Consider the following 20,535-nt stretch of genomic DNA (forward strand, 5'->3'; position numbering starts at 1 on the left):
CTAAGCTTTTTATTGTGAAGTGAAGTTTACTAATTTCTATATCATGCTAGATTAAGGTATAATAAGGTCATAATAAATTTGAGCGAGGAGGATAGATTATGAAACGATTAACTGATTCAGTAACAGTGTTAGCTGGCGTGGGACCAAAGCGTGCCGAAAGTTTAGCGACATTGGGTATTGAAACAATTGAAGATTTAGTGACATACTATCCTTTTCGATATGATGACATTCAAGAAAAAGCTTTAGATGAGATTTTAGATCAAGAGAAAGTGGTCTTGAAAGGTGTTGTGATTGGGGAGCCAATAGTTTCGTACTATGGCTATCGTAAAAACCGTCTTAGTTTCAAGTTAATGCTCGAACATGCGGTTGTCAGCGTTAGTTTTTTCAATCAACCGTATTTAAAAAGTAAAGTAATAGCTAATGAAGAAATGGCTATCTATGGTAAATGGGATGCCAAACGAAAAACGTTAATGGGAATGAAAATTATTGCCAGTAAAGAAGCGGGGCAGGATTTTTCACCGATCTACCATGTGAATAAAAGTGTCCGTCAAAATACGTTAGTGGATTTGATTAAAGTAGCTTTTGAAGAATATGGTGACTTGATAGAAGAATGGTTACCAGCTGGATTGATAAATAAATATCAACTTATGTTACGACCCGAAGCGGCAAGGCAAATGCATTTTCCGGATTCTATCCAACAAAGCCAAGGAGCACGTCGTCGTTTGATTTTTGAAGAATTTTTTGAGTTTCAAATGAGATTACAACAATTACGTCATCAAGAGCGTGAATTAGGTGATGGTCAAGAAATACTATATGATGTGAAGCAACTAAAAGCTTTTACAGATAGCTTGCCATTTGAATTAACGGATGCTCAAAAACGAGTGACAAACGAAATCTGCCGTGACATGCGTAGTCACAAGCACATGTTGCGCTTGCTACAAGGGGATGTAGGTAGTGGGAAGACAGTCGTTGCCGCCATTGTTCTATATGCAGCTGTAACTGCAGGTTTCCAAGGTGCGCTAATGGTACCAACCGAGATTTTAGCAGAACAGCACCTCGAAAGTTTATTTGGGTTATTCGCCAAAACAGATGTAACGGTTAAGTTGTTAACAGGTTCAACGAAAGCGAAAGAACGACGTGAGATTTTAGCCGATTTAGCGGCTGGCAAGGTTGATATTATTGTTGGAACTCACGCCTTGATTCAAAAAGATGTGGATTTCCATAACCTTGGTTTGGTAATTACAGACGAACAGCATCGTTTCGGTGTGAATCAGCGGAAAGTTTTACGAGAAAAAGGTAGCAACCCAGATGTCTTATTTATGACGGCTACACCTATTCCAAGAACACTAGCAATTACAGCTTATGGAGAAATGGATGTTTCAGTGATTGATGAGTTGCCGGCAGGGCGTATTCCAATTGAAACACGGTGGATTAAACCAGCTCAGCTAGATGTTGTTTTAGAGTGGCTACAAAAAGAATTGGCTAAAGGTCATCAAGCTTATGTTATCTGTCCACTAATAGAAGAGTCGGAAACCTTAGATGTGAAAAATGCGACTGAAATATATGAAAAGCTTGCTCGTTATTACGGACCAACTTATAATGTAGGTCTTTTACACGGTAAGTTAAGTGCTGCAGAAAAAGATGAGATGATGACGGAATTCAAAGAAAATCGCTGTCAGCTTTTAGTTTCTACAACGGTTATTGAAGTTGGAGTGAACGTGCCCAACGCTACTGCCATGTTAATCATGGATGCGGAACGCTTTGGCTTAGCACAACTCCACCAACTGCGTGGACGTGTTGGTCGTGGTGCACATGCCTCTCATTGTATCTTAGTGTCAGAGCCTAAAAATGACATGGGAAAACAGCGTATGAAAATTATGACAGAAACAAATGATGGCTTTGTTTTAAGTCAAAAGGACTTAGAAATGCGTGGTCCAGGTGAAGTTTTCGGGTCAAGACAATCAGGTTTACCTCAATTCTTAATAGGTGATTTGATTAGTGACTTCCCAATTATGGAAGTTGCTCGTCAAGAAGTCGCTAGTCTTTGGGAGTTGGATAAATGGTGGGAGTTACCTGAAAACCAAGAAATGAAAGACTATTTATTAGGAGATCAACAAACCAATGCCTGGTTTGATTAATCAAAGTTGTTTGGAAATTATGATATAATAAAGATAAAATTATAGGGAAGACAGGTGTTAAGATGAAAATTGCAGTCGATGCGATGGGTGGCGATTTCGCCCCAAAAGCAATTGTTGAAGGTGTGATGTCAGCGATTACTGAGTTTCCAGATACAGAGTTCCAACTATACGGAAAAGAATCGGAAATCAAAAAATATTTAACAACTGAAAAAAACATAAAAATTATTCATACTGATGAAAAAATTGAAAGTGACGACGAGCCAGTTCGTGCGATTCGCCGGAAGAAAGAAGCCTCTATGGTCTTGGCAGCTAAAGCTGTTAAAGAAGGAGAAGCTGATGCAGTCTTTTCTGCCGGGAACACAGGTGCGTTATTGGCTGCGGGATTATTTATTGTCGGTCGTATCAAAAATGTGGAACGCCCAGGGCTTATGACAACAATGCCAGTGATGGGTGATCCAGAAGGTGGCTTTGATTTTATTGATATGGGAGCTAACGCTGATAATAAACCAGAACACATTGCTCAATATGCGGTACTAGCAAGCTATTATGCTGAAAATGTACGTGGCATTAAAAAGCCGCGCGTAGCATTGTTAAATAATGGAGCTGAAGCGACTAAAGGTAGCGAGTTAACAAAAGCAACCTATGAATTGTTAAGTCAAACAGCTGATATTAACTTCGTTGGTAATATTGAGGCTCGTGATTTATTAACAGGACAAGCAGATGTTGTTGTAACAGATGGTTTTACAGGGAATGCGGTCTTGAAAGCGACAGAAGGAACAGCGATGTCACTGATGTCAGTCTTGAAAAAATCAATTTTAGGTTCAGGGCTAAAAGGAAAAATCGGAGCTCTGTTATTAAAAGATGCTCTTCGTCAAGTCAAAAAGGAATTAGATTATTCATCACATGGTGGAGCGGTCTTGTTCGGGCTGAAAGCACCAGTTGTAAAAACTCATGGATCAACAGGTCCAGAAGCAGTTCATCATACCATTCGTCAAATCCACACAATGCATGAAAGTCATGTGATTCCAGATTTAGTCGCTTATTTCGAAGAAGAGAAAGTGGCTGACAACGCTGAATAGTTTAAAAACTATGGACAAATGACGAAATAATCAGTAAAATGTATATAAGCTATTGAATAATAATCGTAGCTGTCTGAGGAGGACAAACATGACTAAAGAAGAAGTTTTACAGAAGGTGCGTTTAATCATTACAAAGCACTTTGATATTGAAGAAGAAAAAGTTGTTGAAACTTTAAACATTAAAGAAGATTTAGGTGCAGATTCAATTAGCATCATGGAATTCGTTTTAGAATTAGAAGATGAATTCGGCACAGAAATTTCTGATGAAGATGCAGAAAAAATTGAAACAGTAGGGGCAGCAGTTGAATATATCTCTGCTAACCTATAATAGAAATAAACCCAAGATGAAAATCTTGGGTTTATTTTTTTTATAAATTTTATTGCATTAAACTTATTTTGCGTGTAATATAATTAAAAACTGATGATAATAATTAAAATAACATGAGAAAACGTCTGTACAAGAGAATTAAGGAGAAATGGAGGAAGTTAGATGTCTGTTGAAAAAGTTGTTTTAGAAATTAACCACTTACATACAGGATTCAGGTTACGAGATGATTATTACGATGCTGTGGATGATATCTCTTTAACTCTCAAACAAAATGAAGTATTAGCTATTGTGGGAGAATCAGGTTGTGGTAAAAGTACCTTAGCAATCACAATTATGGGATTACATGATCTCAAACAAACCCGAATTTCTGGAGAAATTAATTACAATAAAGTTGATTTAAATCAGATAAGCGAGGCAGAATATAATAAAATTCGAGGTAATGATATTGGAATGATTTTTCAAGATCCGCTATCATCCTTGAATCCATTAATGAAAATTGGTGATCAGATAGCTGAAGGGTTGAGTTATCACACTTCAATGACCAAAGAAGAGCGTGGACAAAGAGTTCTTGAGTTGCTAGAGCAAGTGGGGATAAAAAATCCAACCCGAGTGGTCAAACAATTTCCCCATGAACTATCTGGTGGAATGAGGCAGCGAGTGATTATTGCCATTGCGATCTGTTGTAAACCACCAATCATCATAGCAGATGAACCAACCACAGCATTAGATGTTACTATTCAAGCACAAATCTTAGATTTGTTAACGGATTTACAACGAGAAACAGAAGCGGGCATTATTTTGATCACTCATGATTTAGCGGTTGTTGCTGAAACAGCAGATCGAGTAGCAGTTATGTACGCTGGGCAAATTGTTGAAGAAGCTACCGTTCTAGAGTTATTTGATAATCCCTTACACCCTTATACTCGTTCCTTGCTCAATTCAATTCCTCAAGAAAATACTAGTGGTGAATCCCTACATGTGATTGAAGGTCTTGTTCCGTCTTTAGTTGATTTGCCAAGAGTAGGTTGTCGTTTTGCCAATCGTATTCCCTGGGTGTCTGCTTCCGCTCACGAAGAAAATCCGGAGTTGCATGAAGTTTCGTCTGGTCATTTTGTTCGTTGCACTTGTTACCGTCACTTTGATTTTTTATAAGGAGGGCACTTATGGCAGAATTATTGGAAATTAAAGGGCTGCAAGTTCATTATCCGATTCGTAGTGTTTTTTTGAATCGAGTGACAGATCATGTATTAGCTGTGGATGGCGTGGACTTTGTCATTGAAAAAGGCAAAACGTATGGTTTAGTTGGTGAGTCTGGATCTGGCAAATCAACTATTGGTAAAGCGATTGTTGGATTAGAAAAACCAACCAGCGGTAAGATATTATTTCAAGGAAATGATGTGACGAAACATCAGCAACGCAAAAAAATAGGATACAACCGTCATGTGCAAATGATATTTCAAGATGCCATGTCTAGTTTGAACCCTAAAAAACGGGTGTTGGATATTATTTCAGAACCCCTTCGTAACTATGAGCGATTGAGTTATGGTGAAGAGATGAAAAGAGTTCAAGAACTTTTAGCGATAGTTGGGATGCCGTCAGATGCGCTTTATAAATACCCCCATGAATTTTCAGGAGGGCAGAGGCAACGGATTGGTGTAGCCAGAGCAATTGCTACTAATCCTCAACTAATCGTTGCGGATGAACCAGTTTCAGCTTTAGATTTATCAGTGCAAGCACAAGTGCTGAACTTTATGAAAGAAATTCAAGAGCAGTTTGGTTTGAGTTATCTCTTTATATCCCATGACTTAGGTGTGGTAAAACACATGTGTGATAATTTAGCGATTATGCATCGCGGTCGTTTTGTCGAAATTGGGACCAAAAAAGAAATCTATGAAAATCCACAACATATTTATACAAAACGATTACTATCAGCAATACCTAAGATTGATGTAGCTCATCGAGAGGGTCATAAAATAGAGCGTCGCCGAGTAGAAGAAGAATTTCACACGTTGAAACATATTTATTATGATGCTCACGAAAGTGTCTTTGATTTAAAACCAATTACGCCTAGTCATTATGTCGCTTTAAGTACGGTCAGTCAGGAGGTGGATTAATATGTGGAAAACGATTTTAAGGCGAGTGATTGTCATGATCCCTCAAATTTTCTTGTTGAGCCTGTTTATTTTTTTATTAGCCAAAGCAATGCCGGGCGATCCTTTCACCGGTTTAATTAATCCAAATATGGATGCCCATGCTATTGAGCGTATGAAAGAGGCGGCAGGATTGAATGATCCGTGGTATACCCAGTATTTCCGTTGGATTGGCAATGCCTTTCATGGCGATTTTGGTAAAAGTTTTATCAATAAGATGCCAGTGGCTAGCTTAGTCTCGGGACGGATTATGAATACCATTTGGTTAGCGTTGTTGACAGTCGTCATCTCATATTTGATTGCCTTACCATTAGGACTATTTTCTGGTAGATACAAAAATAGCAAGTTTGATAAAGTGGTCATCACATATAACTTTTTCAGTTTTGCTGTTCCAATCTTTATTTTTGCTTTAATCACACTCTTTGTTTTTGGTTATCGTTTAGACTGGTTTCCAACGACGGGGTCGGTATCTAGTTGGGCCATACCAGGAACAGGCGCCTATTATTGGGATCGATTCCATCATATTATGTTGCCAGCCATATCCCAAGCGCTGTTAGCAACTGCTGTTACCATTCAGTATTTACGGAGTGAAGTGATTGATTCCCAAAGTTTAGATTATGTTCGAACGGCCCGTTCAAAAGGAGTTCCAACAAGTAAAGTCTATACGCGCCATATTTTTAGAAATGCGTCGTTACCAGTTGCCTCATTGTTAGGTTATGAGATTACGGGCTTGATAACTGGCTCGATTGCGATTGAAAAAATCTTCGCTTTTCCAGGTGTGGGTAAATTATTTATTGATTCAATTATTCAAAGGGATTACACGGTAATCACGGCGCTCATTCTGATTTTAGGAACGGCGACTTTAATTGGAACCTTATTGTCAGACATTATTATGAGTTGGGTAGATCCGCGTATTCGGATTCAATAGGGTAAGTAATTGCTGGAAAGGGGGAGAACGTTATTTGGAAGAAGAAAGAGAATAAAGGTATAGGAGCACCGTCACTTGGCATTCAAATGGTTGGGAGAGAGTTTTTGAAGGATAAATTAGCAATGTTTTCACTTGTTCTATTAGTGTTAATTCTAATTGTTGTCTTCTCAGGTGCCTATTATGTGAATCAAGGTGACATTATGACGGTGAGTATCTTTGATAAATATGCTGTGCCTGGGTCGTTTAATACAAATACCGGCAGCCGATTTATCTTAGGTGCAGATGAAGGCGGGCGCGATGTTTTTTGGCAACTGATTATTGGGGCGCGTAACTCGATTATGATAGGGTTCTCGATTACCATTTTAACGTCAATAATTGGGGTAAGCGTAGGTGTCATCGCAGGCTTTTATGGTGGAATTGTTGACAATATCCTAATGAGAATTGTTGATTTTGTCATGGTTCTACCAATACAAATGTTGATTATTGTATTAGTGACAATTATCCCTAAATATAATGTTTGGTCATTCATTCTAATTATGAGTAGTTTTTATTGGGTTGGAAAAGCGCGGCTATTTCGCGGTAAAACATTATCTGAAGGACAGAGAGATTATGTCAGCGCATCAAAAACATTAGGGACCAATGATTTCAAAATAATGTTGCGTGAAATTCTCCCTAATTTGAGTTCTTTAATTATCACTAATTTAACAATTAATTTTGCGGCAAATATTGGCATTGAAACAACCTTAACCTTTTTAGGGTTTGGTTTACCGACGAACGTACCGAGTTTGGGGACATTAATAACGTACGCGTCAAATGGAGATGTTTTATCCAACAAATTATGGGTTTGGTTACCTGCTTCAATTTTAATTTTAGTCATGATGCTTAGTATCAATTATATCGGTCAAGCGTTGAAACGTTCAGCAGATGCTCGTCAAAGGTTGGGTTAAAAGGGGGAAGTTAAATGAAAAGATTGTGGGGCATTATCTCAGTTGTGTTGTTAGTCGGGTTAGTATTGGTGGGGTGCGGAAAAAAGCCCGCAGCCAATAAAGAAGTAGAAAAAATTGATCCAGATAGTTTACCAATAGCTGTTTCAAATAAAGAAAAAGATGTTTCAGACGGCACTTTAGATATTGCAATGGTGATGGATAGTCCTTTTCAAGGATTATTTTCAACCGAGTTTAGTTCGGATGATTATGATGCGCAGTTTTTAAGGTTTACGGGTAACGAAATGTTTAGTTCTGATGAAAATTTTTCTGTGACAGATGATGGTGCAGCAACATTGAAATTAGATATCGATAATAAAACAGCAACCATTACCATTAAAGATGGGGTGACGTGGTCAGATGGTGAAGCGGTTAAGGCAGAAGATATTATTTATCCGTACGAAATCATTGCTAGTAAAGACTATACCGGAATTCGATATGATACAAACTTCATGAATGTTGTGGGAATTGAAGACTATCACAATGGTAAAGCAGATACGATTTCAGGGATTAAAGAAATTGATGATAAAACAGTAGAAATCAGTTATCAAAAAATGACACCTAGCATGCGCCAAGTTGGTGATGCGATTTGGGAAAATATTGCACCTAAACATGCACTGAAAGATATTCCAATTAAAGATTTAGAATCCTCTGACCCGGTACGTAAAAACCCGCTAAGTTATGGACCGTATGTTATTAGTAAGGTGACACCGGGTGAATCAGTGGAATATCAACCCAATAAATTTTATTTTGGAAACAAACCCAAACTAGCTAAAATTGTTGTGACAGCAGTTCCATCAGCTTCGATTGTTGAAGCGTTGAAAACAAAAAAATATGATATTGCGATGAAGATGCCGACAGCAACTTTCCCGACTTATAAAGACGTGGAAGGTTATGAAATTTTAGGTCGTGAAGATTTAAGTTATACCTACCTAGGCTTTAAAATGGGGAAATGGGACCAAGATAAAGGGCATGTGGTATTTGATGCGAAATCAAAAATGGCAGATGTGAATTTAAGAAAAGCAATAGGTTATGCTATGGATAATCAGTCTGTTGCCGATCGTTTTTATAATGGATTACGATCTCACGGGACAACATTAATTCCACCAATTTTTGGCAAATTACATAATGAAAAAATTGAAGGTTATATTTATGATCCAGAGAAATCTAAAACCTTGTTAGAGGAAGCAGGTTACAAAGATGTTGATGGCGATGGTTATGTTGAATCTCCTGATGGTAAAGAGTTAATTATCAATTTTGCTAGCATGTCGGGTGGCGAGACAGCGCAACCGATTGCTGATTTCCAAATTCAAAATTGGAAAGATGTTGGCTTACATGTTGAGTTGACGACGGGACGACTAATTGAGTTTCAATCTTTTTATGATAAATTGAAACAAGATGATCCAGAAGTCGACATGTATGCTGGAGCATGGGCGTTAAGTAGTAATCCTGATCCAATGAGTCTATACGGGCCAGATGCTTTGTTCAACTACAGTCGTTATGAATCTAAAGAAAATGATCAAGCGCTAGCGGATATCGGCAGTTTAGAATCCTTTGATGAAGCTCATCAAAAAGAGGTATATGATAAATGGCAACAATTTACTTTCGATGATCCGTTTACGATTCCAACTCATTACCGCTATGAAGTGCTGCCTGTTAGTAAACGTGTGACAGGTTTAGACTGGAGCAGAGGGACGTATCAAATGTGGGCGAATGTCGGCGTTTCATCAGAAACGAGATAATCAGAAAACGACCTATTTATAGGTCGTTTTTTCTTGTCTGTGAAAGCTCCTAAAGTTAAGCGTGAGAAAAATGAGAAAATGGATTGATTTTCATAAAAAAAAACACATGATTAGTAAGAGATTGTTCACAATACCGTTATTACTTTTGATTAGCGTTATACTATATCTGTATCCGCTTACTTCGAGCGGAAGGCAAATATATAAAACTAATCACTCAATAGGGGGAATCACAATGTACCGTGAAGAACAAGACAGCGTTGGCAAATTAAATATTCCAAAGGATGCTTACTATGGCGTAAACGCCCAACGTGCATTCGAAAACTTCCAAATTACAGGACAACGTCTAGATCCATTGTTTATTGAAAGTTTAGTACAAGTTAAAAAAGCAGTAGCCTTAGCCAATATGGAATTAGGTGAATTAGATCCAAAAATCGGCGAAACAATTGTCAAAGTTGCTGATGAAATGTTAGCAGGAAACTTACATGACCAAATGATCGTTGATCCAATTCAAGGTGGAGCAGGAACAAGCTCAAACATGAATATCAATGAAGTGATTGCTAACCGTGCAATTGAAATGCTTGGTGGCGAAAAAGGTGACTACACAGTTGTCAGCCCTAATGACCACGTAAACAAAGGTCAATCAACAAACGATGTTTACCCAACAAGTGGTAAATTAACAATGTTAAAATTAGCGGACATTTTATTAGCATCATTAAACCAATTAGCTGATACATTTGAAGCTAAAGCAAAAGAATTTGCTGGCATTAAAAAAATGGGTCGTACGCAATTAAGTGATGCAGTCTTAATCACAGTTGGCGAAGAATTCCACGCTCATTCCACATTAACAAAGCGTAACATCAAACGTTTAGAAGCGGTTAAAGATGAAGTTCGTGCTCTAAACATGGGTGGTACAGCAATCGGTACAGGTATTTCTGCTCATAAAGATTTACCACAAACATTTAACAAACACATCAATGATGTAACAGGTTTAGGATTAACAGTTGCTGAAGATTTAATCGATGCCACACAAAATATTGATTGTTTTGCTGTGGTTGCAGACGTTCAAAAAACAATTGGTTTAAGCCTTTCTAAAGTTGCCAATGATATTCGTTTACTTTCATCAGGCCCTCGTACGGGATTAGGTGAATTATATATTCCATCTCGTCAAAATGGTTCTTCAATCATGCCGGGTAAAATCAACCCAGTTATCCCTGAAGTATTAAGCCAAGCAGCGTACTTAGCAGCTGGTAACAGCTACACTGTAGCTTTAGCTGTTGAAGGTGGACAATTAGAATTAAACGCTTTTGAACCAGTAGCATTCCACAAAATCTTCGAATCATTCCGCGTTTTAAGTAATGCGATCTTAACATTCGATGAAAACTGTGTGAAAGGTATTGAAGTGAATAAAGAACGTTGTCGTGAGTTATTAGAAAGAAGTACTTACTTAACAACTGACTTAGCCATTCACATCGGATATAAAGAAGCTTCTGAAATCACAAAAGAAAGCTTACGTGATGACAAAACAGTTATCGAAGTAGCTCGTGAACATGGCGTATCAGAAGAAATTATTTCAGCCATTACAGCTGACTAATTTTAAATAATTGCAAATCACTATCAGCAGCCAACCGAGTCTATGGGTTGGTTGCTGTTCTGGTGTAAACAAGATAAATAAGAAAACTGATAAGGAGCTGTTTAACAGTGACAGAGTATAGAATTGAAAGAGATTCATTAGGTGAAGTTCAAGTTCCGGTGGAGGCAACATGGGCTGCTCAAACACAACGTAGTATCCAAAATTTCCCAATCGGTAGTGAAGGTATGCCAGAAGAATTAATGCGCGCCTTTATCCACGTGAAACGTGCTGCTGCGCAACAAAATGCAGCAGAAGGAAAATTACCACAAGAAAAAGCTGATTTAATTGCTCAAGTAGCGGATGAAGTCTTAGCTGAAGAAAATATTATGAAACATTTTCCATTACGCATTTGGCAAACAGGTAGTGGCACACAATCAAACATGAACGTGAATGAAGTGTTATCACACTTAGCTAATAAAAAAGCAACTGGTGTTACTTTACACCCGAACGATGATTTAAATATGTCACAAAGTTCAAACGACACATTCCCGACAGCAATGAACATGGCTGCTCGTAAAATGGTCATTGAAAACTTATTGCCAGAGATGGATGAATGGATTAAATTACTAGGCGAACTTGAAGAAAAATACAGCCAACACGTGAAAATTGGTCGTACGCATTTACAAGATGCGACTCCATTAACATTTGGCCAAGAAATTAGTGGTTGGAAAGCAATGATTGAACGTAACCGTGAGTTACTAGCACAAAATGTTGAATCATTAGCGTATTTACCAATTGGCGGAACAGCAGTTGGAACTGGATTAAATGCCTCAGCTGAATATCCAGAAGGTATTGTCAATGAAATTAACAAAGCCTACTTCCCAGGTTATAAATCACACCCTAATAAATTTTACGGCTTAACATCACACAGTGATATGGCGACGACTCATGGGTCAATGACAGCTCTAGCTGGTGACTTAATGAAAATTGCTAATGATATTCGTTGGTTAGCAAGTGGTCCTCGTTGTGGGATTGGTGAAATTACTATTCCAAGTAACGAACCAGGAAGTTCAATCATGCCAGGTAAAGTTAACCCAACTCAAGCAGAAGCCTTAACAATGGTTGTGGCACAAGTCATGGGTAACCACACGACGATTCAATTCTCTGCCAGTCAAGGTAACTTTGAATTAAACGTTTATAAACCAGTGATTATGATGAACTTTGTTCAATCAGTAAACTTATTAGCAACAGGTATGGCATCATTCAGAGAACGTTGTTTAGCCGGAATTGAGGTTAGTGATGACCGCATGACAGGGTTATTAAATGATTCGCTAATGTTAGTAACAGCCCTTAACCCACACGTTGGGTATGATACGGCTGCAAAAATCGCAAAACACGCTTTTGCTAATAACTTAAAATTAATCGAAGCGGCTGTTGAATTAACAGATTTAACAAAAGAGAAATTAATTGAAATCCTAGATCCAAAACACATGTTAAAATAAGATTGATTAAGCGGTGTTCACCGACTAATGCAAGATAAAATTAGCCGATGAAGGGGAACCTCATCGGCTTTTGTATTTTATAGTAGTGCAAACTTGAAGGGAGATTTTAAAATGTTAGATAACACAAAATTATTACATGGCTATCCAGTAGTTGATCAATTTACAGGAGCAGCATCAATTCCGAAGTATCAAGCATCAACTTTCAACCAAAAAGAAATTTTAGGCACGCAAGACTACACTTACACACGTTTTGGTAACCCAACCGTTGCGGCGTTAGAAGAAGGTATTGCAACTCTTGAAGGAGCTAAATTTGGTTTTGCTTTTTCATCAGGAATGGCAGCTATTTCAACTGTCTTAATGTTATTAAAAGCTGGTGAACATGTCATTTTACCTTTAGAAGTTTATGGTGGAACTTGTCAATTCGTAAACGATATTTTACCTAACTACAACATCGAAGCGTCTTTTGTAGATTGTTCTGATATTGAAGCGGTAAAAGCAGCTGTAAAACCTAATACAAAAATGTTATATATTGAAACACCATCAAATCCGTTACTTAAAGTTACTGATATTAAAGCGATGGTTGAAATTGCTAAAGCAAACAACCTAATGACTGCTTTAGATAACACATTCATGACACCACTTTATCAAAAACCATTAGAAATGGGTGTTGATATGGTCATTGAAAGTGCGACTAAATTCTTAAATGGACACAGTGATGTGGTGGCTGGCTTACTTGCAACAAATGATGAAGAGTTAGCAGCGACATTAAAAGTTTATCAAAAATCATTTGGTGGTATTTTAGGCGTTGAAGACTCATGGTTAATCTTACGTGGTATGAAAACAATGGGTATTCGTATGGAGAAAAGTGTTCAAAACGCGACAGCTATTGCTGAATACATGGCGAAACATCCGAAAGTTAAAAATGTTTTCTACCCTGGTTTAGCGTCGCACCCTAACCACGACGTTCACATGAGCCAAGCGGCTAATGGTGGAGCGGTACTTTCATTTGAATTAGCTGATGAAAATGCTGTTGCAGACTTCTCTGCTGCTTTAAATGTACCGATTATCGCAGTTAGTTTAGGTGGAGTTGAATCAATTGTTTCTTATCCAAGAACAATGTCACACGCTTGTATTTCTGAAGAGGAACGTCAAGAACAAGGGGTGACTCAAGGGTTACTACGCTTCTCATGTGGGATTGAAGATACAGAAGATTTATTAGCTGATTTAGAAGCAGCATTAGCTAAAGTAAAATAATTAAATTTTAAACGGTTCCTCTTATGAGGACCGTTTTTTTATTTGCTGTAAATTAGGGATAAACGTTTTAAAAACATAACAAAACAAGTATAATAGGAAGAGTGTAAATAGAAATGAAAAGGACTGATGAAGATGTTGGAAGAATTAGCAGTGTTAGTAAAAGAAAAGTTTCAAGTTGTATTTAAAAATCAAACATTGTTAGAACAAGCTTTCACTCATTCATCTTATGTCAATGAGCATCGATATTTAGAGCTGACAGATAACGAACGCCTAGAGTTTTTAGGAGATGCAGTCTTAGAACTATTGATTTCACAGTACTTGTACGCAGAGTTTCCAGAATTACCAGAAGGTAAGCTAACAAAAATGCGTGCCGCAATTGTGCGAGAAGATAGTCTGTCAAAATTTGCTAAAGAATGTGGTTTCGATCAATACATCCGTTTAGGTAAAGGGGAAGAAAACTCCAATGGTCGGAAACGTCCAGCTTTACTTTGTGATTTATTTGAATCATTCTTAGGCGCTTTATATTTGGATCAAGGGTTTGACGCGGCGGATAACTTTATCCACCAAGTGATTGTTCCAAAAATCGAATCTGGTGCTTTTTCACATGAGATGGATCACAAAACAGCGTTGCAAGAAATTTTACAACGTAATGGTGATGTTGCCATCAATTATCAATTAGTTTCAGAAGAAGGACCTGCTCATGAGCGTGAGTTCTTCGTTGAAGTTAGTGTTTCAGGTGATGTGATTGGCACAGGAACAGGTAAGTCGAAAAAGAATGCGGAACAAGCCGCAGCGGCCGCCGCAATTAAAAAAATAAATGAAAGCAGTGCTAAACACTAAGCTAGGAAGGGAGTCTTGCACAACGATGTATTTGAAAAGAATTGAGATTGCAGGGTTTAAATCATTTGCAGAAAGAACAGTCATTGATTTTGACCGTGGTTTGACCGCAGTAGTTGGGCCAAACGGAAGTGGTAAAAGTAACATTACAGAAGCGATTCGTTGGGTATTAGGTGAACAGTCCGCTAAGAGCTTACGTGGGGGCAAAATGCCAGATATCATCTTCGCCGGAACAGAAAAACGTAAACCGTTAAACATTGCGGAAGTAACGGTTGTTCTGGACAACGAAGAACGCTTTTTACCGTTAGATTTTAGCGAAGTCAGTGTGACTCGTCGTTTGAAACGTTCGGGAGAAAGTGACTTCTTTATTAATAAACAAAGTTGTCGATTGAAAGATATCGTCGATTTATTTATGGACTCTGGATTAGGGAAAGAATCATTCTCGATTATCTCTCAAGGTAAAGTTGAAGCTATCTTTAACAGTAAACCGGAAGACCGTCGTGGGATTTTTGAAGAAGCGGCAGGTGTTTTAAAATACAAACAACGTAAAACCCAAGCGGAACGTAAGTTGTTTGAAACAGAAGATAACTTAAACCGTGTTCAAGATATCGTTTATGAATTAGAAGGACAACTTGAACCTTTACGTGAGCAAAGTGAAACAGCTAAAAAATATTTACAATTAAAAGAACAGTTAACAAGTGTTGATGTCAGTGTAACCGTTCATGAAATTGATGAATTAAAAGAGCAATGGGAAGCGAAAGATGCTGCCTTAAAAGAAATCGACCAAACAATTAGCCAAGTCGCTGATTCAGTTGCTAATTTCGAGCGCACATTGATTAATTTACGTGATAAACGTAATAACTTAGATCACAAGTTAGACCAAGATCAGCAACAATTACTAACTGCTACAGAAGCCTATGAACAGGCAGAAGGCCATAAAAATGTCTTGCTAGAACGTAGCCAAAATACTGAAAAAAATACAAGTGAGTATCAAGCTAATTTAGCTGCTTTACAAACGAAGATTGAACAGTATGAAGCTGAACGCCAAGGATTGATTTCTGAATTAAAAGAAAAAGAAACGTCAAAACTAGCTATTGTTGCTACAGTATCTGAATTAGAAACGTTAGTGACAAAATACAGCCAATCAGCCAAAGATCGCTTAGCAGACTTACGTAGTGAATACGTGGAGTTAATGCAAAGCCAAGCAAGTGCTAATAATGATTTAAAACATTTAGAAAAACAATATGAGCAAGAATCACAAAAGAATAAATCAGCCATGGGTCGTCATGAACAATTAGTGACGAAAAACACTGAGTTAGAAACACGTGAAGAAAAAGCTCAAACAAATTTAGAAACACACCAAGCAAAGTTAACTGAGATGCAGTCAGCTTATTTAAGTCTGCAACAAAAAACAACTACGCAAAAACAAGAATTAACAACTAAAGAAAAACAAATGTATGATGCCATGGGTATCTTGCAACAAGCCAAAGCTCGTCAAAAAAGTTTACAAGAGCTACAAGAGAACTATGCAGGATTCTATCAAGGTGTCCGTGCGGTCTTAAAAGCAAAATCAGAATTATCTGGTGTTGTGGGAGCCGTTGCCGAATTGATAGAAGTGCCAAAATCATTAGCATTAGGAATCGAAACGGCTTTAGGAGCTGCTGCTCAAAATGTGGTTGTCGCAGATGAAGCTGCTGGTCGTTCGGCAATTGCCTATTTGAAGAAAAAACAAATGGGTCGTGCCACATTCATTCCATTATCAACAGTTAAAGAACGTCACATCCCGGCTGATGTTGTGGCTGGTTTGAAAAAAGTTCCCGGCTTTGTTGGCATTGCAAGTGAAGAAGTTAAATTTGATCATAAAGTTCGTGCTGTCATTTCTAATTTATTAGGGGTGACAATTTTAGCGAAAGACTTGGCAAGTGCCAACCAATTAGCTAAAGAAGTCCGTTATAAATACCGTGTTGTTTCCTTAGAAGGAGACGTAATGAACCCAGGTGGTTCGATGACTGGTGGGGCAACGCGTAAAGGCAACCAAGGAAACTTATTCTCACAAGCGGGCGAACTTCAAACCTTAACAGAACAAGTTGCTAAGATGGAAGTTGAGCTAAAAGAACGTGAAGTCTTAGTTCGTCAATTGAAAGAAGCCGTCCAACAAGCGGACCGTCAATTAGAACAGTTGCGTGAACAAGGTGAAACAAGTCGTCTGAAAGAACAAGAGTTGAAAAATCAACTTGAACTGTTAGGTTCAGAACGTAGTCAATTAGCACGTGAATTAAAAGCCTTTGACCATGAGTCTCAAGGGTTAAACAGTTTCTTAGATAACTATAAATCACAAAAAGCTGAGTTAGAAAAAGCCTTAGCTGATTTAACTGAAAAACGTGATCAGTTAGATGAAGAAATGTCACATGCTGATGAATTAGAAGCAGTCAATGCTCAAAAACGTGAAGCGACATTAGTTGATTTGCAAAAACAACAAGCTGTCCTAGCTGTTGCTGCTGAACAAGAAAGTCATTTAGACCAATTGATTAGTAGTAAAAAAGCCCAGCGTGATGAAGCGCAACGCGAAGCGGACAACTTAGCTGAACAATTACGTTTGTTGACAGATGACCAATCAAATCACGCGATGACGCAAGATGAGATTGAAACCAAAATGACAACCTTACAAACAACTAAAGTTGAATTGCAAGAGTCACTGGCTAATCTGAAAATTGAACGTGAAGAAGTTCAAACGAAGATTACTGAGCTGGACGATCAGTTGACTGAATCTAACAAACGTTATCAAGACTTGTTAGGTGAAAAATCACAAGCCGAAGTCATTAAGAGTCGTTCTGAAGTAGGCATGGATAATGCTCTACAACGCCTGCAAGAAGACTATAGTTTGTCTTACGAAGCGGGTAAAGAACAATATCCGTTAACCGTTGAAATCGGTGAAGGTAAACTTCAAATCCGAGGATTCAAACAAGAAATCGATCGTTTAGGACCAGTTAACATGGGTGCGATTGAACAATTTGAATCGGTGAACGAACGTTATGGCTTCTTAACAACGCAACGCGATGATTTATTAGAAGCGAAAGATAGTCTATTCAGTACGATGAATGAAATGGACGAAGTAGTGAAAGAGAAATTCGGCGAAATCTTTGGTGAAATTCGTGAGAAATTCCAAGAAACATTCCCAAGAATGTTTGGTGGTGGCTATGCCGACTTACAATTAACAGATCCAGATGATTTGTTAAATACCGGAATCGAAATCGTCGCGCAACCACCAGGGAAAAAACTACAAAGTTTAAGTCTATTGTCAGGTGGGGAACGTGCTTTAACAGCGATTGCCTTATTATTCTCAATTATTCAAGTACGACCAGTGCCATTCTGTGTCCTAGATGAAGTTGAAGCAGCCTTGGATGAGGCCAATGTTGCACGTTTTGGTCAGTACTTAAGTAAGTTTGAAGATGATACACAATTCATCGTAATCACTCACCGTAAAGGAACGATGGAAGCAGCTGATGTTTTATATGGGGTAACCATGCAAGAATCAGGCGTTTCTAAGATTGTTTCAGTTCGTTTAGAAGATATTAATGACCGTGGGGATATTGCCAAATAGGTAACTAGGAAGCGAGAAAGAGGGATAACTAATGATTAAATTAATTGCGATTGATTTAGATGGAACGTTATTAAAAGATGATAAAACGATTTCAGAGAAGAATATCAAAACTTTACAAGCTGCTAAACAGCAAGGGGTGAAAGTCGTCCTTTGTACAGGCCGACCATTAAACTCTGTTTTACCTCATTTAGAAACATTAGGTTTAGTAGAAGAAGGTGACTTTGCGGTTACCTTCAATGGTGGTTTGATTCAAAGAAATGATACAGGTGAAATTTTATCAAAAGTCTTATTAACAAAAGCTGATATCGAAAACATTTACCAATTAAGCCAAGAGTTAGTTTTTCCTTTAGATGTGGTGTCGGGTCCCAAAGTTTTAAAAATCCAACCACAACCTACAAGCAACCCATCGTGGTATCATAAGTTAAACCCTCTATTAAACTTTGTTGATGTTGAATTGTCAGAATTACCAAATGATACGGAGTTTAATAAAGCAGTTTGTGCTATTTCAGAAGAAAAGATTGATGAGTTGCTACCAAAAGTTCCAGCGGAGTATCACGAGCAATATAGTATTGTTCGTTCAGGAAAAGCAATCTTTGAATTTATGCCAAAAGGTGTCTCAAAAGCAGATGGCTTACGTCGTTTAGGTGACTTATTGGGTATTCAACCGGAAGAAATGATGGCATTAGGCGATGAAGAAAATGATCAAGCGATGATTCGTTTTGTTGGTTTAGGTGTTGTCATGGAAAACGGGACGGCTGAACTTAAAAAAGATGCACAATACATTACCGCTACAAATGAAGAAGATGGTGTGGCATTAGCCGTAGAAAAATTTGTTCTAGCAGATAAGGAGGCTTAACATGGGATTTTTCAAAATGTTTAAAAAGAAACAAGAAGATGAAGTCGATGAGTTACGTGATGAACTTCAAGAAGATTTAGAGAAACAAAATAAGATTGAAGATAAAATTGAAGATAACTTAGAAACTCAAGAAGAGTTACGTGAAGACTTTGAAGAGTTATTAGAAGAACAAGAGGAACTACAAGAAAAGATTGAAAAACGCCTTGAAAAAGGTAAAGATATTTCGGAACAAGTCGAAGAATCAAAAGAAGTTCAAAATGAATTAGCTAAAAATATTGAGAAACAAGAAAAATTAGCTGATAAATTAGATGAGCAACTAGCTAAAAAAGAAGAGATGGAAGAACAAATCAAAGAGAAATCTGAGGAGTTCCAAGAAGTCTTGACTGAAAAATTAGAAGAGGTTCAAACAGAACAAACAGAACAAACTGAAGAAGAACTTGTGACAGACAATGAAGATGACTCAGAAACGCTTGAAGAAGCACAAGCTGAACCACAAGTTGAAGAGGTTGAAGAAATTTCTCCTGACGAAAAAATGTCCCAAGGTTTGAAAAAAACACGTCGCTCATTCTCACAAGTCTTCAACGAATTAATGGCCAACTTCCGTACAGTAGATGAAGATTTCTTTGAGGATCTTGAAGAAACATTAATCACTGCAGATGTGGGTTATGAAACAGCGATGCGAATTACTGATGAATTGCGCCAAGAAGTTAAACTACAAAATGCTAAGAAATCAGAAGATGTCCAACGTGTCATCATCGACAAATTAGTTGAAGTTTATGAAGCGAATGGTACGACGGAAAACAATGAGTTAAACATCCAAAAAGATGGATTAACAGTGATGTTGTTTGTAGGTGTTAATGGTGTTGGTAAAACAACAAGCATTGGTAAATTAGCCAATCAGTACCGTGAAGAAGGAAAAAAAGTTTTAATGGCAGCAGCGGATACCTTCCGTGCTGGAGCGATTGATCAGTTAGTTGTTTGGGGAGAACGTGCCCAAGTAGAGGTCATTCGTGGTGAAGCTGGTGGCGATCCAGCAGCTGTGGTTTTTGATGCGGTTAAGAAAGCTCAAGAACAAGAAGCGGATATTTTATTAGTGGATACAGCAGGTCGTCTACAAAATAAAGTTAACTTGATGAATGAATTAGAAAAGATTAAACGTGTGATTCAACGGGAAATTCCTGATGCTCCACATGAAGTGTTGCTAGTCTTGGATGCGACAACGGGGCAAAATGCCATGGTTCAAGCGAAACAATTTAAAGAAGTAACCGATGTTTCAGGTTTAGTACTATCTAAATTAGATGGCACAGCTAAAGGTGGAATTGTCTTAGCGATTCGTAATGACTTACAAATTCCTGTGAAACTAGTTGGTTTAGGTGAAGGGATTAATGACCTACAACCATTCAAACCAGAAGCTTATGTCCAAGGTTTGTTTAAAGGTTTATTAGATTAAATGAAAGCTCCTATTATCTAGGGGCTTTTTTTGTTTGTTCGTTATCCCAGTTCAAATATAAGCATTATTAGAAGATGAATGATATAATTTATCACTAGTAAAGAACGTACAGTTGAG

The 20,535-nt window shown here is 37.8% G+C and carries 15 protein-coding genes; all 15 read left to right on the forward strand.

Annotated features, from left to right (window positions below; all coding sequences use genetic code 11):
* Positions 1-98: 98 nt before the first annotated feature.
* Positions 99-2,138 (forward strand): ATP-dependent DNA helicase RecG, encoded by a 2,040-nt coding sequence (gene recG, locus G7081_RS03235; RefSeq protein ID WP_166007348.1) that lies wholly within the window; start codon positions 99-101, stop codon positions 2,136-2,138.
* A gap of 62 nt (positions 2,139-2,200) precedes the next feature.
* Positions 2,201-3,217 (forward strand): phosphate acyltransferase PlsX, encoded by a 1,017-nt coding sequence (gene plsX, locus G7081_RS03240; RefSeq protein WP_166007350.1) that lies wholly within the window; start codon positions 2,201-2,203, stop codon positions 3,215-3,217.
* 88 nt (positions 3,218-3,305) lie between these two features.
* A complete protein-coding gene (gene acpP, locus G7081_RS03245) occupies positions 3,306-3,545 on the forward strand; it encodes an acyl carrier protein (protein ID WP_166007352.1) in 240 nt (79 codons plus the stop codon).
* 162 nt (positions 3,546-3,707) lie between these two features.
* A complete protein-coding gene (locus G7081_RS03250; protein ID WP_166007354.1) occupies positions 3,708-4,697 on the forward strand; it encodes an ABC transporter ATP-binding protein in 990 nt (329 codons plus the stop codon).
* An 11-nt stretch (positions 4,698-4,708) separates the two neighbouring features.
* A complete protein-coding gene (locus G7081_RS03255) occupies positions 4,709-5,659 on the forward strand; it encodes an ATP-binding cassette domain-containing protein (RefSeq protein ID WP_166007356.1) in 951 nt (316 codons plus the stop codon).
* A 1-nt stretch (position 5,660) separates the two neighbouring features.
* Positions 5,661-6,623: an oligopeptide ABC transporter permease gene (opp4B, locus tag G7081_RS03260; protein WP_166007358.1), complete on the forward strand. Its 963-nt coding sequence runs from the start codon at positions 5,661-5,663 to the stop codon at positions 6,621-6,623.
* Between the two features lie 86 nt (positions 6,624-6,709).
* Positions 6,710-7,570: an ABC transporter permease gene (locus G7081_RS03265; protein ID WP_166007360.1), complete on the forward strand. Its 861-nt coding sequence runs from the start codon at positions 6,710-6,712 to the stop codon at positions 7,568-7,570.
* Between the two features lie 14 nt (positions 7,571-7,584).
* A complete protein-coding gene (locus tag G7081_RS03270) occupies positions 7,585-9,348 on the forward strand; it encodes an oligopeptide ABC transporter substrate-binding protein (protein ID WP_166007362.1) in 1,764 nt (587 codons plus the stop codon).
* Between the two features lie 232 nt (positions 9,349-9,580).
* A complete protein-coding gene (locus tag G7081_RS03275; RefSeq protein ID WP_166007364.1) occupies positions 9,581-10,939 on the forward strand; it encodes an aspartate ammonia-lyase in 1,359 nt (452 codons plus the stop codon).
* 107 nt (positions 10,940-11,046) lie between these two features.
* The gene (locus G7081_RS03280) at positions 11,047-12,420 is read left to right on the forward strand and encodes a class II fumarate hydratase (RefSeq protein ID WP_166007366.1); all 1,374 of its coding nucleotides are present in this window, start codon (positions 11,047-11,049) and stop codon (positions 12,418-12,420) included.
* A gap of 111 nt (positions 12,421-12,531) precedes the next feature.
* Positions 12,532-13,674 (forward strand): trans-sulfuration enzyme family protein, encoded by a 1,143-nt coding sequence (locus tag G7081_RS03285; RefSeq protein WP_166007368.1) that lies wholly within the window; start codon positions 12,532-12,534, stop codon positions 13,672-13,674.
* A 132-nt stretch (positions 13,675-13,806) separates the two neighbouring features.
* On the forward strand, positions 13,807-14,514 hold the full coding sequence (gene rnc / locus G7081_RS03290; RefSeq protein WP_166007370.1) for a ribonuclease III: 708 nt from the start codon (positions 13,807-13,809) through the stop codon (positions 14,512-14,514).
* Positions 14,515-14,539: 25 nt separating this feature from the next.
* Complete coding sequence (gene smc, locus G7081_RS03295) at positions 14,540-18,112, forward strand: chromosome segregation protein SMC (RefSeq protein WP_166007372.1); 3,573 nt, start codon at positions 14,540-14,542, stop codon at positions 18,110-18,112.
* A gap of 31 nt (positions 18,113-18,143) precedes the next feature.
* On the forward strand, positions 18,144-18,968 hold the full coding sequence (locus G7081_RS03300) for a Cof-type HAD-IIB family hydrolase (RefSeq protein WP_166007374.1): 825 nt from the start codon (positions 18,144-18,146) through the stop codon (positions 18,966-18,968).
* 1 nt (position 18,969) lies between these two features.
* A complete protein-coding gene (ftsY, locus tag G7081_RS03305; protein WP_166007376.1) occupies positions 18,970-20,418 on the forward strand; it encodes a signal recognition particle-docking protein FtsY in 1,449 nt (482 codons plus the stop codon).
* Positions 20,419-20,535 lie beyond the last annotated feature (117 nt).

Origin of the sequence: Vagococcus coleopterorum (assembly GCF_011303955.1) — a bacterium.
Taxonomy (GTDB): domain Bacteria; phylum Bacillota; class Bacilli; order Lactobacillales; family Vagococcaceae; genus Vagococcus_D; species Vagococcus_D coleopterorum.